Here is a 15,877-nt window from a genome sequence, read left to right as displayed (position 1 = left end):
GTTGCGGAGCAAGTTCAATGCCGTATATGCAAGAGCCAGATTGGTGTCACCACATGTTGAGCACGAGGCGCGCCTCGTCGCTCATGCGTTCCGGTGACCAAGCCGGTTCCCAGACGACCTTGACGTCGACAACGCCGACGCCGGGGACACTAGCGACCGCGTTCTCGACCATCGTCGGCAACTCGCCGGCGGCCGGACAATTCGGCGTCGTCAGCGTCATCAGGACGTCGACGGAGCGGTCGTCCCTGATCTCGACCTTGTAGATCAGGCCGAGTTCGTAAATGTCGGCGGGAATTTCCGGATCGAATACGGTCTTGAGCCCGGCGATGATCTCGCGCGTCAGACGCTCGGTCTCCTCCGGCGGCAGCGCCGAATGCGTTTCCATCGGATTGGCTTTGATTTCGGCCGTGTCACTCATGCGAACAAATCCCGCGCCTTCAAAAGCGCCTGTGCCAGATGGTCGACTTCGTCCCTCGTATTATACATGCCGAACGATGCCCGGCACGTCGCGGTCACGTTGAACCGCTCTAAAAGCGGCATGACGCAGTGGGTGCCGGCGCGCACCGCGATGCCCTGGCGGTCGATCACGGTGGCGACGTCATGGGCATGCGCACCCTTCAGCTCGAAGGATATCACCGGGCCCTTGCCGCGCGCCGTGCCGATCAGCCGCAGCGAGTTGATCTCGCGCAGGCGGTCCTGGGCATAGGTCAGGAGATCGTGCTCGTGCGCAGCGATACGCTCCTTGCCGATCGAATTGACGTAGTCGATGGCCGCGCCAATCCCGACCGCCTCGACGATCGCGGGCGTGCCGGCCTCGAACTTGTGCGGGGGATCGCCATAGGTGACGATGTCGCGGGAGACCTCGCGGATCATCTCGCCGCCGCCGTTGTAGGGGCGCATCGCGACGAGGTGGTCGTACTTGGCCCAGAGCACGCCGATGCCGGTCGGCCCGTAGACCTTGTGGCCGGTGAAGACGTAGAAGTCGCAGCCGATGTCCTGGACGTCGACCGGCAGATGCACGGCGCCCTGGCTGCCGTCGACCAGCACGGGAATGCCGCGAGCGTGCGCGATTTTCACGACGTCCTTGACCGGCACGATGGTGCCAAGCGCGTTCGACATCTGCGTGATTGCGACCAGCTTGGTCTTCGCCGTCAGCAGCTTCTCGAACTCGTCGATCAGGAAATTGCCCTCATCGTCGACCGGCGCCCACTTGATCACCGCGCCATGGCGTTCCCTCAGGAAATGCCAGGGCACGATATTGGAGTGGTGCTCCATGATCGAGAGGACGATCTCGTCGCCCTCTTTGATGTTGGGCTCGCCCCAGGACGACGCGACGAGGTTGATCGCCTCCGTCGCGTTGCGGGTGAAGATGACTTCCTCGGTACGGGGCGCGTTGATGAACTGTGCGACCTTGGCGCGGCCGCCCTCATAGGCTTCCGTCGCCGCATTGGCGAGGTAATGCAGGCCGCGGTGTACATTGGCGTATTCGCTTGTGTAAGCCTGCGTCATGCGGTCGAGCACGGATTGCGGCTTCTGCGCCGAGGCCGCGTTGTCGAGATAGACCAGCGGCTTGCCGTAGACCTGCATCGCCAACGCCGGGAAATCCTGGCGCACCTTTGCTACGTCATAAGAACCGTTCAGGACTGCCGGATGCGTGCTCATGACCGGCCCTCCAGCCAGCGCTCGGCAATGCCGATCACGTGCTCGCGCAGGTCATCATCGGCGATCTGCTCGATCGCCTCGCCGACGAAAGCCTGGATCAGCAGCGCCTGGGCGTCTTTCTCAGGCAGCCCGCGGGCACGCAGGTAGAACAGAAGGCTGTCGTCGAGCGCACCGGCGGTGGCGCCATGGCCGCAAGAGACGTCATCGGCAAAGATCTCGAGCTCGGGCTTGTTGTCGGCCTCGGCTTCGTCCGAGAGCAGCAGCGCCCGCGTCATCATCTTGCCGTCGGTCTTCTGCGCGTCGGGACGGACGATGATGCGGCCCTGGAACACCGAATGGGCGCGATCATCGATCACGGCGCGGAAGATCTCGCGGCTGGTGCAATGGGGAACGGCGTGGTCGACGACCAGCGTCGTATCGCCATGCTCGGTCTTCTTCAGCAGGTTCACGCCATTGACCGCGAGCTCACTGCCCTCGCCTGCGAGCGTAATGAAGCCTTGCAGACGGCTGACGGCGCCGCCGGTCGTCATGTTGAAGAAGTTGAGTTTTGTGTTCGCGCCGACCGTGACGATCTCGGAGGTGATGTTCACCGCGTCCGGCGCGTCGTCCATCAGGCGGATATGCGCGACATCGGCGTTGTCGCCGATCGTCACCAGCACGGCATCGTTGACCTGGTAGGCCGCAGCGCCGGCCGCGACAAAGCTCTCGATAATGGTGGCTCGGACGCGATTGCCGATTCGCAGTTGCGATCGGGTGAATGCGGACGCAGACGCGGCGGTCGCGACGTGGATGATCTGGACCGGCGCGGAAAGCTGCACGCCGTCCGCGATCGACACCACAACGCCATCGGTCGCCATCGCCGCGTTCAGCGAGATCATCGCGTCCGTCGAGGCCGTCGCGAGCAGATCGCCTGACTCCTTCTCCAGCGTTTCGCGCAACGTCTTGACGCTGACCTCGGATGCGAGCGCCTTAACGTCGGAAAGATCGGCCGCGAACACGCCGTCGACCAGCACCAGCTTGCGGGCACCGGCAAACGCATGCGTCTTTACGGCTTCGGCCGCGCGCGACAGCGCCGCCGCATCCGGGACGGCCGCAAGTGGCAGCACCTCGCCGACGAGTGCACGCAGATCGGTGTATTTCCATTCCTCGAGCCGACGGTGCGGCAGGCCGAGACGCTCATAGGTCTCGAAGGCCTGGCGGCGCACTGCTGCGACCGCAGGGGAACCAGGCAGCCGGCCTTCGGCGCTGGTGAAGAGATCGCTCACCGCGCGGCCGTTCCCGGTCTTGACCAAAGCAACGTTCATCGCAAAATCCCTTACGCAGCGTCCTCGAACTGGGCGTAGCCGGACTCCTCCAGCTCCAGCGCCAGTTGCTTGTCGCCGCTCTTCACGACGCGGCCCTTCGACATCACGTGCACGAAGTCAGGCACGATGTAGTTCAGGAGGCGCTGATAGTGGGTGATCACCACCATCGCGCGCTTGGGCGAGCGCAGCGCGTTGACGCCATCAGCCGCAATGCGCAGCGCGTCGATGTCGAGGCCGGAGTCCATCTCGTCGAGGATGCACAGGCTCGGCTCGAACAGCGCCATCTGAAGCACCTCGTTGCGCTTCTTCTCGCCGCCGGAGAAGCCGACATTGACGCCGCGCTTGAGCATGTCCTGCGGGATGTTCAGCGACTTCGAGACCTCGCGGACCTTCTTCAGGAAGTCCGGCGTCGAATATTCGTCCTCGCCGCGCGCCTTGCGCTGTGCATTCAGCGCGGTGCGCAGGAAGTTCATGGTGGCAACGCCGGGGATCTCGACCGGATACTGGAACGCCAGGAACACGCCCTTGGCGGCGCGCTCTTCCGGGTCCATCTCCAGGAGGTTCTCGCCCTTGAAAAGGATCTGGCCGTCGGTGACCTCATAGCCGGGCTTGCCAGCGATGACATGGGAGAGCGTCGACTTGCCGGAGCCGTTCGGCCCCATGATCGCGTGCACCTCACCCTCGTTCACGGTCAGCGTCAGCCCGTGAAGGATCTCACGCTCCTCGACACGAACTTTCAGGTCTTTCACTTCAAGCAAAGCCATTGTTTTTTCCATCTATCCCCTCGTCCTGAGGAGCGCCGAAGGCGCGTCTCGAAGGATGAGGCCAACAATCTTTCCGATTACCATCCGTCGAGACAGCCGCTTGCGCGGCCTCCTCAGGATGAGGCCAGAACTAGCCCACGCTGCCTTCGAGGCTAATCGAGATCAGCTTCTGCGCTTCCACGGCGAACTCCATCGGGAGCTGCTGCAGCACATCCTTCACAAAGCCGTTGACGACGAGGCCGACGGCTTCTTCCTGGCTCAGGCCGCGCTGGATACAGTAGAACAGCACGTCCTCGGAGATTTTTGAGGTCGTCGCCTCGTGCTCGAAGGTGGCCGAGGAGTTCTTCGCCTCGATGTACGGCACGGTGTGCGCGCCGCATTTGTCGCCGATGAGCAGCGAGTCGCAGGCGGTGAAGTTGCGCGCGCCGGTCGCCTTGCGGTGCGCGGTGACGAGACCGCGATAGGTGTTCTGGGACTTGCCGGCCGCGATGCCCTTGGAGATGATCCGGCTCGAGGTGTTCTTGCCGAGGTGGATCATCTTGGTGCCCGAGTCGACCTGCTGGAAGCCGTTCGAGATCGCGATCGAGTAGAACTCGCCGCTCGAATTGTCGCCGCGCAGGATGCAGCTCGGGTACTTCCAGGTAATGGCCGAGCCGGTCTCGACCTGGGTCCAGGATATCTTGGAATTGTTGCCGCGGCAGTCGCCACGCTTGGTGACGAAGTTGTAGATGCCGCCCTTGCCTTCCGAGTTGCCGGGGTACCAGTTCTGCACCGTCGAATATTTGATCTCGGCGTCGTCGAGCGCGACGAGCTCGACCACGGCGGCGTGCAACTGGTTCTCGTCGCGCTGCGGCGCGGTGCAGCCTTCGAGATAGGAGACGTAAGAGCCCTTATCCGCGATGATCAGCGTGCGCTCGAACTGGCCGGTGTTGCGCTCGTTGATGCGGAAATAGGTCGACAGCTCCATCGGGCAGCGTACGCCCGGCGGCACGTAGACGAACGAGCCGTCCGAGAACACCGCCGAGTTCAGCGTCGCGTAGAAATTGTCAGAAGTCGGCACCACTGAGCCGAGATACTTCTGCACCAGCTCGGGATGCTCGCGGATTGCCTCCGAGATCGGCATGAAGATGACGCCGGCCTTCTTCAGCTCGGCCTTGAAGGTGGTCGCAACCGAGACGGAGTCGAATACCGCATCGACGGCGATCTTGCGTCGGGCAGGATCTTCCTCGCCAGGCTTCGGCTCGATGCCTTCGAGCATCGCCACTTCCCGCAAGGGGATGCCGAGCTTCTCGTAGGTCTTCAGAATCTCCGGATCGATCTCATCGAGCGATGAGACCGTCTTCTTCGGCTTGGGCGCCGCGTAGTAGTAGATGTCCTGGAAGTCGATCTTGGGATAGTCGACGCGCGCCCAGGTCGGCTCGGTCATGGTCAGCCAGCGCCGATAGGCCTCGAGCCGCCACTGGAGCATCCAGGCGGGCTCGTTCTTCTTCCCGGAAATGAATTTTACGATGTCTTCCGACAGACCCTTCGGGGCCTTCTCGGAGTCGATCAGGGTTTCAAACCCATAACGATACTGGTCGACGTCGATGCGCTTCACGCGCTCGACCGTCTCTTGTACGGCTGGCATTCCATCCTCCGCTCGCGGTTTCAAGGACCGCGGTGGATCAAACTCGAACGACTATTACGATGTTTCTATGCGGAAAGCACGCGCTTAGAACCGTTCAAGCCGTGTTTCGTCGCTTACTCTCTAAGTAGGTTATTACCGAGCTTTCGCCAAGCCTCAAGGGCCCGATTGATGTCCGCCCCCTGCGTGGACCAGCCCAGACTTAGGCGCACCGCTCCCTGCGCCGTTTTCGGGTCGAATCCCATCGCGGAAAGCACGTGCGACGGCTGCACTTTTCCCGATGAACAGGCTGAGCCCGAAGATACAGCGATACCTTCAAGGTCGAAGCCAATCACGGCGGTCTCGGCCTTCAGCCCCGGCGCGGTAAACAGAGTGGTATTGGGTAACCGCTCGACCTCCTCCGAGAAGATCACCACACCGGGAACCGAGCGCAAGCCATTTTCCAAGCGATTCCGGAGGTTTCGCAGCCGTTCCGCATCCTCCGCCAGAGCCTGAACGGCCGCCCTCACGGCCGCGCCGAAGCCGGCAATGCCCGCTACGTTCTCGGTTCCCGCCCGACGGCCGAGTTCCTGCCCGCCACCACGCAGCACCGGTTCGAGCCCTGTCACGCCCTCGGCCACCACCAATGCGCCGATCCCCTTGGGACCGCCGATCTTGTGGGCAGAGAAGGTGGCAAGATCGGCGCCTACCTCCTTGATATCAAATGGCATCTTGCCAAGCACCTGGATTGCATCGACATGCAGAAGCCCGCCCGCCTCATGGACGATCCGCGCGACTTCCGCCACGGGCTGCAATGTGCCGGTCTCGTTGTTGGCGGCCATGATCGAGACCAGCGCCGGCGGACCGGAACCCAGCAGCGCCTTGAGGTGGTCGAGATCGACGACGCCTGACCACGTCACCCGGATCTGGCTGATGGCATCGGCCGGAAACCTGCCGCCTGCCAGCACGGAGGCGTGCTCGACGGCCGACACGAGAAGCCGTTCCGCCGGGCGGCCAGAGGGCCCCTTTAGACCCGGCGACAGCGCCAGCGCATTGGCCTCGGTTCCCGCCGAGGTGAAGATGACGTTTCGCGGCAGGCCGCCAACCGCACCCGCGAGCGCCGCACGAGCCGCCTCGACCAGCCGCCGCGCCTCCCGCCCCTCGGCGTGGACCGAGGACGGATTGCCGACGAGATCATAGGCCGCAACCATCGCCGTCCGCGCCTCAGGGCGCAGCGGCGTGGTCGCATTCCAGTCGAGATAGACGCGGGTTGGCATGCCGCCCTCTTAGCACCTTTTGCCATTGCGCCAATCGGGACCCGCCCGCATCAGGCCGGTTGTTGCTGCGCGATCCCGGGCAGGCGGCGGAACCCCGTCCGCAATCCGAACAGCGGCCGCAACCACGCAATGCGCCGCACTATCTCATAGGTGACCACACATGTGAGCGCGGTACCGGCGACGACGATGGAGGCCTCGATCCCGGCCGAGAAGCCGCTCCCGCGCAGTGCGTGCGCGATCATGATGATCGCGGTCTGATGCACGATGTAGTACGGGAAGATCGCGTCCGTGAGATAGCGGCGCACAGGTCCGTCGGCCGTGAAGTGCCGCCGTGCGAAACCGAGCACCGCAGCCATTGCGAACCACTGATAGCAGCCATAGGCGATGCTGGCGCACTTCTTCAGCAGCGGCGACGGCGCGAGCAGGCCGGCGAACAGCAGGATCAAGATGAGGAAGCAAGCGGCTGCGAGTGGCAGCGCCGCCCAGCGCAGGCGTTCGATCTCGCACCAGACGCTAATCTGCTTCGCCAGCAGGAAGCCGATCAGGAATGCCGCTGCATAGTCCGCGTGGTTGTACCAGTCGCCAAACAGTGCATGCGTGGAGGGAAAAGCCGGGAACAGAAACAGGCGCCAAGCCGCGAAGAGCAGACACGGCAGGATCAGGAGCCCGGGCCCTGTGAGCAGAATAGCAAGCCTCGCACTGAGCCGGTCCGTCAGGGCCGGCCATAGCCAGAGCACGCCGGCCAGCGCCATCGTGTAGACCCACAGGTAAACCACGAACCAGAGATGGTTCCAGGTCGGCTGGACGATGCAAGGGTTCGGACAGAACTGCGCCCCGAAAGCGAGATAATGATGGGCATAGAAATCGACGAAGCCCGCGGGATAGCCGAGGCTTTCGACTATCTGGAGGTAGGATTGCGGCGGCACGATCACCAGCATGCCGAAGATCAGGGGGATCAGGAGCCGAGCCGACCGCGCGCCAACGAACGAGCCAAGGCGGAACTTGTCGAGCATGAACCTCGTCGCAACCCCGGAAACCAGGAACAGAAGCGAGAGCCGCCAGGGATTGAGGACCAGCATCAACGGCTCGAGCCAGGTCAGCCTGTGCGTGCTCTTGATGTGAAATCCCCAGGACACGTAGAGCATGCCGACGTGGTAGAAGATCAGGAGCCCGAAGGCGCCAATCCGCACCCAGTCCAGATCGATGCGCCGCTCCGAGGTCGAGATTTGCTGTGGTGTTGACATGGTTTTCTGCTCCTTGAGGGGACGCCAAACGCGGTTTTGGGGCCATGGCTGACACCGAAAATGCCCCACAAGCCGAGCGCGTCGAGCCGGTTTGGGATCAGGACCGCAACACGCGGGATGAGGCGTCGCGCCCTGGGACGAGCGGTGGGCTTTTTGGGATCAGCGGCAGCGACTGGACGATGTTCGGCGCGATCACAGCCGTCGCGCTCGCAGTCGGAATCGTGAATGCACTCTCCGGCGCGCAGGATGCCGCCTGGCGCGGCGACAGCTATGATGTCGGCCGGCGGCTGTTCTGGGAGATGTCGAGCATCGCCGTCGTCCTGCTGACCGTCCCGCTCCTGGTGCTGGCCATCCGGCGCATGCACCGTAGCCCGGGGCTCGTCGTCCGGGTGGCTATCGGAGCGCTTGCCGTGGTCGGCTTCTCGACCCTCCACATCACCGGCATGGTCTGGATCAGGAAGCTCGTGCTCTGGCTCGCGGGGAGCACCTACGATTTCCATTTCTCGTTTGCGACGATCTCATACGAGTTTCGCAAGGATGCCGTGGCCGCCCTCCTGATCGGGGGAACGATCTGGCTATTCGAGAGTCGGCGCGAGCTGAAACGGGCCGCATTGGCTGCCAGGGCCGCCGACGCGCGACAGCCGCCTGTCGCCGATCTGATCTGGCTGCGGGACGGTGCAAGTCGCATTCGCCTCGCGCCGCGCGACATTCTCTGGGTCGCCTCCGCCGGCAACTACATTGAATACAGCCTGATCGACGGCCGCCAACACCTGATCCGGGGCACGCTCGCCACGGCCGAAAGCGAGCTTTCGCGCTTCGCCATCGTTCGCGTCCATCGGACGAAACTTGCCAATCTCGATCGGGTGAGAGGCGTGGACCTGAAACCGTCTGGGGATTTCGAACTCACCTTCGACAACGGGCAAACCCTCCAGGGCAGCCGGCGCTACCGGCCAGCGGTTGCCTCGCTCGGAAACCGCACGGCTCCTGTGTGAATCGCCCCAGGACCATCCAACGGCCGATAAATCGGCGTGATTCCAATCGTTTAACTGGGGCGCCCGGCCTCAACGCCGATTTTCGTCGTCGATTTGAGCGATCCCGGGCGGCCACACCGCTGCGTGCGGCGAGGCGCTCGCGACACCGCGATGACCAGCTAAGCTCTTGAGCGCATTGCGAGATGTTGAAGAAGCTTGCTTTTTGACCCTTGCCTCGTGTTAGAACGCGCGCGTCAGTTCACCCGCGCGCCACTCGCGCATCATCCGAGGGCGCCCCTTCCACTCCCATGCGCACTTTCGTCGGCTTTGCAGCCGGTGAAGCCGCCACAATCGGTTGATTGCTGAGGATCATCTCGAGGGAATCAATCAAGAGACCATCATGCCTGAAGTCATTTTCGCCGGCCCTGCAGGCCGTCTCGAAGGCCGCTACCATCCGGCCAAGCAGAAGAACGCGCCAATCGCGATGATCCTGCATCCGCATCCGCAGTTTCACGGCACGATGAACCATCAGATCGTGTACCAGTGCTACTACGCCTTCGCACATCGCGGCTTCTCCGTGCTGCGCTTCAACTTCCGTGGCGTCGGCCGCAGCCAGGGCTCGTTCGACCATGGCACCGGCGAATTGTCCGATGCAGCAGCAGCGCTTGACTGGGCTCAGACCATCAATCCCGAAGCGCGCGCTTGCTGGGTCGCCGGCTTCTCCTTCGGCGCCTGGATCGGCATGCAGCTTTTGATGCGCCGCCCCGAGGTTGAGGGCTTTATTTCGATCGCCCCGCCCGCCAATCTCTACGACTTCTCCTTCCTCGCGCCCTGCCCGTCCTCGGGGCTTATCGTCCACGGTGAAAAGGATGCGGTGGTGCCGCCCAAGGACGTCAACACGCTGGTGGAGAAGCTGAAGACGCAGAAGGGCATCGTGATCGACCAGCAGGTCATCCCCGGCGCCAACCATTTCTTCGACGGCAAGCTCGAGCCGTTGATGGAGACCATCACCGCCTATCTCGACATGCGGCTCGCCAACGTGCGCTAGAGGCCTGCCAAAATGGGCTCCTTCGTCGCCTTGCTGCGTGCCGTGAATGTCGGCGGCACCGGCAAGCTGCCGATGAGCGAGCTCAAGGCGATGTGCGAGGAGCTCGGCTTTGCAGCCGTGCGCACCTACATCGCCAGCGGCAATGTGGTGTTCACCAGCCGCAAGTCCGAAAGCGCGATCAAGGCCGCGCTGGAGAAGCGCTTGCACGGCTACGCCGGCGCGATGGTCGGCGTGCTCGTGCGCAGCGCAAAAGAGATGGCGCAGGTTGCGGCCGACAATCCCTTTCCGAAAGCTGCGCCGAACCGCACCATGGCGATCTTCCTCGACAAGGCGCCGCCCGCAGACACGCTTACGGGCATCCGCGGCCAGAAGGATGAGGAAGTCCGGCTCGGTCGCCGCGAGATCTACGTGCATTATGGCGACGGCATGGGCACGTCGAAGCTCGTCATCCCCGCCGCCAAGGCTGGCACTGCGCGCAACATGAACACGATTGCGACGCTGGCGAAAATGGCCGCGGAGCTGTGAAGGCTCAGGCGCGCTTTACGCGGCAAGCTTCAACAGATGCGCGTCATGGCGCACCAGGAACGCGCGCAGCAATTGCGGATAATCGGCCCCCACCGCGCTGCGAACGCTCGGACGCATGGCAAGCTCCGCTCGCCATGCGCCAACCTTCGGCAAATCCTTGAAGATGCCGAGCTCGGCGAGCTCATCGAACACGTCGAAATAGCGGAAGATCGGCGCGAACACGGCGTCGACCAGGCTGAATGATGCGCCGGCGAAGAACGGGCCCGCGCCCAGCGCGGCCTCGACGCGGACAAACTTGACCGACAACGCCTGACGCTTGCTGTCAAAGACCGCCGGATCAGTCGTGGTCTCCAGGCCCCAGAGATCGCCGAGGATCGCGGAGCCGAACTCCATCCAGGCGCGATGTTCGGCGCGCCTCAGCGCGTCGGCCGGATGCAGCTTGCGGCCTCCTTGCGTTTCCTCGATGTACTCGCAGATCACGTTGCTCTCGAACAGCGCGACCTCGCCTTGCGCGGTCGTGACCACCAGCACCGGTACCTTGCCGAGCGGCGAGATCTTCAGGAACCAGTCCGGCTTGTTGCCGAGATCGATGTCGATCCGCTCGAACGGCACGCCCTTTTCGGTCAGCGCGATCACGGCGCGCTGCACATAAGGGCAAAGCTTGTGGCTGATCAGTTTGAGGGCCGCGGCCATGACGGAGATCCCGGGTTCGATGCAACTGCATCAACATATATGCATCTGCATGAACGAGTCAAGATCGATGCATTTGCATCAACCGCCCGTGACCTAAGGCCTTGCGATCACCCCGCCCGTCATCGGCATCGGCACGCCCGTGGTGGCCGGGTAGGATAGCGGCAGTCCCTTCATGCCACGCGCGGCCAGGAAGCCGAAAGCCTGCGCCTCGATGGCATCGGAGGCCCAGCCGAGCGTCTCGGCGGCCTGCACCGTCGCCGATCCCACCCGCTCCCGCAGCATGCGCAGCATCGTGAGGTTGCGCGCGCCGCCGCCGCAGATGATCCAGCTCCTCGGCCGCCGCGGCAGCAGCGGAATGACGCGGGCGATCGCGGCGGCCGTGAATGCGGTGAGCGTCGCCGCCCCATCGGCCGGTTGCGCGTCGCCGAGCTTCAGGGCGGCAAAATCGTTGCGGTCGAGCGACTTCGGCGGCGGTAGTGCAAAGAACGGCAGCTCAAGTGCCCGCGCGATCCAGGCTTCATCCGCCTTCCCGAGCGCGGCGAACTTTCCTTCCGCGTCGAAGGTCTGGTTCATGGTCCGGTACATGAAGTCGTCGAGCAGCGCGTTGCCGGGACCGGTATCGCAGGCGATCAGCGTATCGTTGCCGTCGATATAGGTGATGTTGGAGACGCCGCCGATATTGACGACGACGATCGGTCCCTCGCGCTCCAACGATTGCGCCAGCGCCCGGTGGTAGACCGGCACGAAGGGTGCGCCCTGCCCACCGGCCTCGACGTCGGCGGCGCGGAAATCATGCATCACCGGGATGTGGATGGCCTTTGCCAGCGCCAACGCGTCGCCGATCTGCACCGTCAAGCGCCGCTCGGGCCGGTGCAGCACGGTCTGGCCATGGAAGCCGACGATGTCGATCTCCTCCGGCTTCATCCGGTTCTGAGCAGTGAAGGCGGCGACCGCCTCGGCATGGGCCAGCGTCACCACACGCTCAGCCTCGGCCAGAACCCCCGGCCGGGCATCGCGCCGCGGCAAATGGACAGCCTCGGTGAGCGCCCGGCGCAAGAGGCTGCGCTCGGCATTGCTGTAAGGCCGGTAGCCGGACGGCCCGAACGCCTTGATCTGCTTTCCATCCGTTTCGATCAATGCAACGTCCACCCCGTCAAGCGAGGTCCCGCTCATCAGACCGAGTGCGGTTAACATCATCCCGTAAGCCTCGACGTCTTCCTACCCCGACGCCTGGCTTGTATCAAACAAGCACATCTTATAATGCCACAGCGCGCTGCGACGCGGCAGTCCGTTCCTTCCGGGTTCCGCCACTGGCCGCAATTACCGTAAAATAAGAATGATCAGAGCCGTCGACAGATGAGTGCATTTAAATCGGATTTCCTCAATATTTTGCAGGAACGGGGCTTCGTCCACCAGTGCTCCGATTTCGAGGGGCTGGACGCGCTCGCCGCCAAGGGCGAGGCGACGGCCTATGTCGGCTACGATTGCACCGCTCCATCGCTGCATATCGGCAACTTCCTGACCATGATGATGCTGCACTGGCTCCAGCAGTCCGGCAACAAGCCGATCACGCTGATGGGCGGCGGCACCACCATGGTCGGCGATCCCTCCGGCAAGGACGAGACGCGCGCGATGCGGACGATTGCCGAGATCGAGGCCAACAAGGCCTCGATCCGCGGCGTGTTCGCCAAGGTGCTGCGCTACGGTGACGGCGCCAGCGACGCCGTCATGCTCGACAATGCGGAGTGGCTGACCAAGCTCAACTGGATCGAGATGCTGCGCGATGTCGGCAAGCATTTTTCGGTCAACCGCATGCTGACCATGGACTCCGTGCGGCTGCGCCTCGAGCGCGAGCAGGAGATGAGCTTCATCGAGTTCAACTACATGGTCTGCCAGGCCTACGACTTCGTGCAGCTCTCGCAGCGCGCCGGCTGCCGATTGCAGATGGGCGGCTCCGACCAGTGGGGCAACATCATCATGGGCGTCGATCTCGGCCGCCGCATGGGATCGCCGCAACTCTTCGCACTGACGACGCCGCTGCTCACGACCGCCTCCGGAGCCAAGATGGGCAAGACCGCGCAAGGCGCAGTGTGGCTCAACGCCGACCAGTTCAGCCCTTACGATTTCTGGCAGTACTGGCGCAACACCGAGGACGCCGACGTCGGCAAGTTCTTAAAACTGTTCACGACGTTGCCGATGAGCGAGGTCAGGAAGCTTGAGGCGCTCCAGGGCTCGGAGATCAACGAGGCGAAGAAGGTGCTCGCGACGGAAGCGACTGCGCTGCTGCACGGCCGCGACGCGGCAAATGAAGCGGCCGAGACCGCGCGACGAACGTTCGAGGAAGGCGCGCTGGCGCAGACGCTCCCCACTGTCGAAATTCCGCGTGGCGAGCTGGAGGCCGGACTCGGCGTGCTCAACGCCTTCGTCAAGGCGGGCCTCGTCGTCTCCAACGGCGAAGCGCGGCGTCAGATCAAGGGTGGCGGTCTCAGGGTGAACGACGAATCCGTCACCGACGAGAAGATGACGCTGACGCCGGCCCATTTCACGCCGGAGGGCGTGATCAAGCTCTCGCTCGGCAAGAAGAAGCACGTCCTCGTCAAGCCCGCATAGGCGTATGAGCTTTTCACTGCTTGCCAGGGCGCGTGGAAACGCGCTCCCTGACGGGCAATGGATCAGAACACGCCCAAGGCGGACGGCAGAGGAAATGCCGCAGCACAGTCGGGTGCGCATGGGCGCACTGCCCTCGTCGTGCTCGCGCTATGCTTCACACTGTCTGTGCTCGGACGCGGGCTCGGCGACAGCTTCACGGTGTTCCTGAAGCCGATCTCGGAGAGCTTTGGCTGGGATCGCGCTCAGATCGTCTCGGTCTATTCGCTGACCTGGCTCGCAAGCGGCCTCACCGCGCCGTTCGTCGGACGCCTGTTCGACCATTCCGGGCCGCGCAGCGTCTATGCGCTTGGGCTGCTGTTGCTTGGCGCCGCCTTCCTGATCGCGGCGCACGCAAACTATCTCTGGCAGTTCCAGCTCTCGATCGGTCTCTGCGTCGGCGTCGGCATCGCGTTCATCGGCATCGTGCCGAACTCGATCCTGCTCGGCCGCTGGTTCGGCCCGCGCCTGCCGACCGCGATGTCGGTGGTCTACTCGGCGATGGGCGGGGGCGTGCTCGTGCTCCTGCCGATCTCGCAGATCCTGATCGACCATGTCGGCTGGCGCGGCACCTACGAGATGTTCGGCTTCGCAGCGCTCGGCCTCTTGCTTCCACTGCTGCTGTTGCCGTGGCGGATGTTTGCCACGGGGTCGCCGCATGTCGTGAAGAGGACCGATCCCGATTTCGTCGACGAAGGCTGGACGCTTCTGCGCGCGATGCGTCATCACGCGTTCTGGGCGCTGTTCTCGACCTTCTTCTTCACCGCGGTTGGCATGTACTCCATCGCGGCCCAGATCGTCGCCTATCTGATCGATGCGGGCTTCCCGCCTTTGCAGGCCGCAACCGCCTGGGGATTTTCCGGCGTCGTGCTGGTGTTCGGCATGCTCGGCGTGTCCGCGCTCGATGGCCTGATCGGTCGCAGGCCTTCGGTGCTGCTGAGCTACGCGATCTCGATCCTCGGCATCATCCTCTTGTGGCTGTTGCAGTACAATCCGAGCACCCTCCTGCTCACCGGCTTCGTCGTCTGCTTCGGCAGCATGATGGGCTCGCGGGGACCGCTGATCTCCGCCACCGCGATGAAGATCTTCCGAGGCAAGCGCGTCGGCACGATCTACGGCAGCATTTCGATCGGCAGCGGGCTTGGCTCGGCATTCGGCTCCTGGAGCGGCGGTCTGATCCACGACGCGACCCAGAGTTACAATCCGCTGCTCGCCTTCGCACTTGCGAGCGTGATGCTCGGGATGATTCCCTTTCTGGTTGTACCCGCCTTGCGGCGCTAGGTGTACCGGAGGTAACCTGCACTCCCCGTTGTCACCGGAGAACTACGGACGGCGAATGCATGTGTTCCGGCAACAAAATGTGCAAATCCTCAGGCTCAAAGCCACGCTTGCGGTGTTTTGTCTGTCATGACGAAAATGTCAGCGCAAATTGATGGTCCCTTCTTGCAGGGTGGAACCGGATGCGATTCAAGTCGCATGGAATTTGGATGGAAGGGCGCAAATCATGAATTCACTGTCTCGCTTTCAACCGGCTCTGCTGAGCCTGTTTCGCTTCATCACCGGCCTGCTGCTGTTTCAGTACGGCATCGCCAAGATCTTCAAGTTTCCCGCGGTCCCCTACTTCGCCGACATCCCGCCGCTGATCTACGCAGCCGGTGCGCTTGAGCTCGTGCTCGGTGCGGCCCTGATGATCGGCCTGTTCACGCGGATCTCGGCGTTCGTCTTGTCGGGTGAAATGGCCTTCGCCTATTTCCTCGGCCACATGTTCAAGAGCGGCTCGCCGGTGTTCCTGCCGCTGCTCAACGGCGGCACCGCAGCGATCCTGTTCTGCTTCGCCTGTCTGTACATCTCCGCGGCCGGCGGCGGCCCGATCAGCGTCGACGCGCTGCTGCGCAAGGAAGGCGATGAGCCGAGCGGCGCCTTCGCGCGGCGCTGAGATCTCCTGAACGCGAATAGCACCGGCGAACTCGCCGGTGCCGGTTCATCGCCCGCCGAGCACGTTCCAGATGACGGCCAGTGCCGCGGCCAGCAGCACGGCCATGATGATGCGGTGAACGAAGCGGTTCATTGCGGGCTTGCCCAGGCGGACTCCGACGCCGATAGCCTTAGGGCCAATCATCCCTAATCTGAACGGACGCAA

16 protein-coding genes are annotated in these 15,877 nt (G+C 63.4%); 6 read left to right on the top strand and 10 right to left on the bottom strand.

Going from position 1 to position 15,877, the window contains the following annotated elements; translation table 11 throughout:
- Positions 1 to 46: 46 nt before the first annotated feature.
- From SO180_RS21340 to SO180_RS21310, 7 genes are all read right to left on the bottom strand, one after another.
- Positions 47 to 418, bottom strand: coding sequence for an SUF system Fe-S cluster assembly protein (locus SO180_RS21340; RefSeq protein ID WP_449380801.1), 372 nt, complete (start codon positions 416 to 418; stop codon positions 47 to 49).
- Positions 415 to 1,662, bottom strand: a complete 1,248-nt coding sequence (locus SO180_RS21335; protein WP_449380800.1) for a cysteine desulfurase — start codon at positions 1,660 to 1,662, stop codon at positions 415 to 417. The genes SO180_RS21340 and SO180_RS21335 overlap by 4 nt, the downstream gene beginning before the upstream one ends.
- Positions 1,659 to 2,966: a Fe-S cluster assembly protein SufD gene (sufD, locus tag SO180_RS21330; protein ID WP_449380799.1), complete on the bottom strand. Its 1,308-nt coding sequence runs from the start codon at positions 2,964 to 2,966 to the stop codon at positions 1,659 to 1,661. Before sufD ends, SO180_RS21335 begins: the two co-directional genes overlap by 4 nt.
- Before the next feature lie 11 nt (positions 2,967 to 2,977).
- Positions 2,978 to 3,730 (bottom strand): Fe-S cluster assembly ATPase SufC, encoded by a 753-nt coding sequence (gene sufC / locus SO180_RS21325; protein ID WP_449380798.1) that lies wholly within the window; start codon positions 3,728 to 3,730, stop codon positions 2,978 to 2,980.
- A gap of 130 nt (positions 3,731 to 3,860) precedes the next feature.
- Complete coding sequence (gene sufB / locus SO180_RS21320) at positions 3,861 to 5,357, bottom strand: Fe-S cluster assembly protein SufB (protein ID WP_449380797.1); 1,497 nt, start codon at positions 5,355 to 5,357, stop codon at positions 3,861 to 3,863.
- A 113-nt stretch (positions 5,358 to 5,470) separates the two neighbouring features.
- Positions 5,471 to 6,610 (bottom strand): cysteine desulfurase family protein, encoded by a 1,140-nt coding sequence (locus SO180_RS21315; protein WP_449380796.1) that lies wholly within the window; start codon positions 6,608 to 6,610, stop codon positions 5,471 to 5,473.
- Between the two features lie 50 nt (positions 6,611 to 6,660).
- Positions 6,661 to 7,854: an acyltransferase family protein gene (locus SO180_RS21310; protein ID WP_449380795.1), complete on the bottom strand. Its 1,194-nt coding sequence runs from the start codon at positions 7,852 to 7,854 to the stop codon at positions 6,661 to 6,663.
- Between the two features lie 44 nt (positions 7,855 to 7,898).
- On the opposite strand from SO180_RS21310, the gene SO180_RS21305 reads away from it, so the two are divergent.
- The 3 genes from SO180_RS21305 (at position 7,899) to SO180_RS21295 (ending at position 10,398) form a co-directional block, all read left to right on the top strand.
- On the top strand, positions 7,899 to 8,846 hold the full coding sequence (locus SO180_RS21305; protein ID WP_449380794.1) for a LytTR family DNA-binding domain-containing protein: 948 nt from the start codon (positions 7,899 to 7,901) through the stop codon (positions 8,844 to 8,846).
- Positions 8,847 to 9,225: 379 nt separating this feature from the next.
- On the top strand, positions 9,226 to 9,873 hold the full coding sequence (locus SO180_RS21300; RefSeq protein ID WP_027524593.1) for an alpha/beta hydrolase: 648 nt from the start codon (positions 9,226 to 9,228) through the stop codon (positions 9,871 to 9,873).
- A gap of 12 nt (positions 9,874 to 9,885) precedes the next feature.
- Positions 9,886 to 10,398, top strand: a complete 513-nt coding sequence (locus SO180_RS21295; protein ID WP_449380793.1) for a DUF1697 domain-containing protein — start codon at positions 9,886 to 9,888, stop codon at positions 10,396 to 10,398.
- 15 nt (positions 10,399 to 10,413) lie between these two features.
- Here SO180_RS21295 and SO180_RS21290 read toward each other — a convergent pair whose 3' ends face one another.
- Both SO180_RS21290 and SO180_RS21285 read right to left on the bottom strand, forming a co-directional pair.
- Positions 10,414 to 11,091, bottom strand: a complete 678-nt coding sequence (locus SO180_RS21290) for a glutathione S-transferase family protein (protein ID WP_449380792.1) — start codon at positions 11,089 to 11,091, stop codon at positions 10,414 to 10,416.
- A 93-nt stretch (positions 11,092 to 11,184) separates the two neighbouring features.
- Positions 11,185 to 12,288, bottom strand: a complete 1,104-nt coding sequence (locus tag SO180_RS21285) for an anhydro-N-acetylmuramic acid kinase (RefSeq protein WP_449380791.1) — start codon at positions 12,286 to 12,288, stop codon at positions 11,185 to 11,187.
- A 159-nt stretch (positions 12,289 to 12,447) separates the two neighbouring features.
- Between SO180_RS21285 and tyrS the strand changes: the two genes are divergently transcribed.
- From tyrS to SO180_RS21270, 3 genes are all read left to right on the top strand, one after another.
- Positions 12,448 to 13,701, top strand: a complete 1,254-nt coding sequence (gene tyrS, locus SO180_RS21280; RefSeq protein ID WP_449380790.1) for a tyrosine--tRNA ligase — start codon at positions 12,448 to 12,450, stop codon at positions 13,699 to 13,701.
- Between the two features lie 57 nt (positions 13,702 to 13,758).
- On the top strand, positions 13,759 to 15,018 hold the full coding sequence (locus tag SO180_RS21275; RefSeq protein WP_449380789.1) for an MFS transporter: 1,260 nt from the start codon (positions 13,759 to 13,761) through the stop codon (positions 15,016 to 15,018).
- Between the two features lie 223 nt (positions 15,019 to 15,241).
- Positions 15,242 to 15,673, top strand: coding sequence for a DoxX family protein (locus SO180_RS21270; RefSeq protein WP_449380788.1), 432 nt, complete (start codon positions 15,242 to 15,244; stop codon positions 15,671 to 15,673).
- 45 nt (positions 15,674 to 15,718) lie between these two features.
- On the opposite strand, the gene SO180_RS21265 is transcribed toward SO180_RS21270, so the two are convergent.
- Positions 15,719 to 15,856: a hypothetical protein gene (locus tag SO180_RS21265; protein WP_449380787.1), complete on the bottom strand. Its 138-nt coding sequence runs from the start codon at positions 15,854 to 15,856 to the stop codon at positions 15,719 to 15,721.
- Positions 15,857 to 15,877: the final 21 nt, after the last annotated feature.

The sequence above is a fragment of the Bradyrhizobium sp. UFLA05-112 genome, assembly GCF_053572325.1.
Note: the sequence above shows the minus strand (reverse complement) of the source record. Positions and strands in the feature narration are given on the sequence as shown.

Bases quoted from the DNA above. Each gene is read 5' to 3' on its own strand.
- SO180_RS21285 (WP_449380791.1), bottom strand. From the start codon at position 12,288: ATGATGTTAACCGCACTCGGTCTGATGAGCGGGACCTCGCTTGACGGG.
- SO180_RS21265 (WP_449380787.1), bottom strand. From the start codon at position 15,856: ATGATTGGCCCTAAGGCTATCGGCGTCGGAGTCCGCCTGGGCAAGCCC.
- SO180_RS21270 (WP_449380788.1), top strand. From the start codon at position 15,242: ATGAATTCACTGTCTCGCTTTCAACCGGCTCTGCTGAGCCTGTTTCGC.
- SO180_RS21300 (WP_027524593.1), top strand. From the start codon at position 9,226: ATGCCTGAAGTCATTTTCGCCGGCCCTGCAGGCCGTCTCGAAGGCCGC.
- sufC (WP_449380798.1), bottom strand. From the start codon at position 3,730: ATGGCTTTGCTTGAAGTGAAAGACCTGAAAGTTCGTGTCGAGGAGCGT.
- SO180_RS21295 (WP_449380793.1), top strand. From the start codon at position 9,886: ATGGGCTCCTTCGTCGCCTTGCTGCGTGCCGTGAATGTCGGCGGCACC.
- sufB (WP_449380797.1), bottom strand. From the start codon at position 5,357: ATGCCAGCCGTACAAGAGACGGTCGAGCGCGTGAAGCGCATCGACGTC.
- SO180_RS21310 (WP_449380795.1), bottom strand. From the start codon at position 7,854: ATGTCAACACCACAGCAAATCTCGACCTCGGAGCGGCGCATCGATCTG.
- SO180_RS21275 (WP_449380789.1), top strand. From the start codon at position 13,759: ATGGATCAGAACACGCCCAAGGCGGACGGCAGAGGAAATGCCGCAGCA.
- SO180_RS21305 (WP_449380794.1), top strand. From the start codon at position 7,899: ATGGCTGACACCGAAAATGCCCCACAAGCCGAGCGCGTCGAGCCGGTT.
- tyrS (WP_449380790.1), top strand. From the start codon at position 12,448: ATGAGTGCATTTAAATCGGATTTCCTCAATATTTTGCAGGAACGGGGC.
- SO180_RS21335 (WP_449380800.1), bottom strand. From the start codon at position 1,662: ATGAGCACGCATCCGGCAGTCCTGAACGGTTCTTATGACGTAGCAAAG.
- SO180_RS21340 (WP_449380801.1), bottom strand. From the start codon at position 418: ATGAGTGACACGGCCGAAATCAAAGCCAATCCGATGGAAACGCATTCG.
- SO180_RS21315 (WP_449380796.1), bottom strand. From the start codon at position 6,610: ATGCCAACCCGCGTCTATCTCGACTGGAATGCGACCACGCCGCTGCGC.
- sufD (WP_449380799.1), bottom strand. From the start codon at position 2,966: ATGAACGTTGCTTTGGTCAAGACCGGGAACGGCCGCGCGGTGAGCGAT.
- SO180_RS21290 (WP_449380792.1), bottom strand. From the start codon at position 11,091: ATGGCCGCGGCCCTCAAACTGATCAGCCACAAGCTTTGCCCTTATGTG.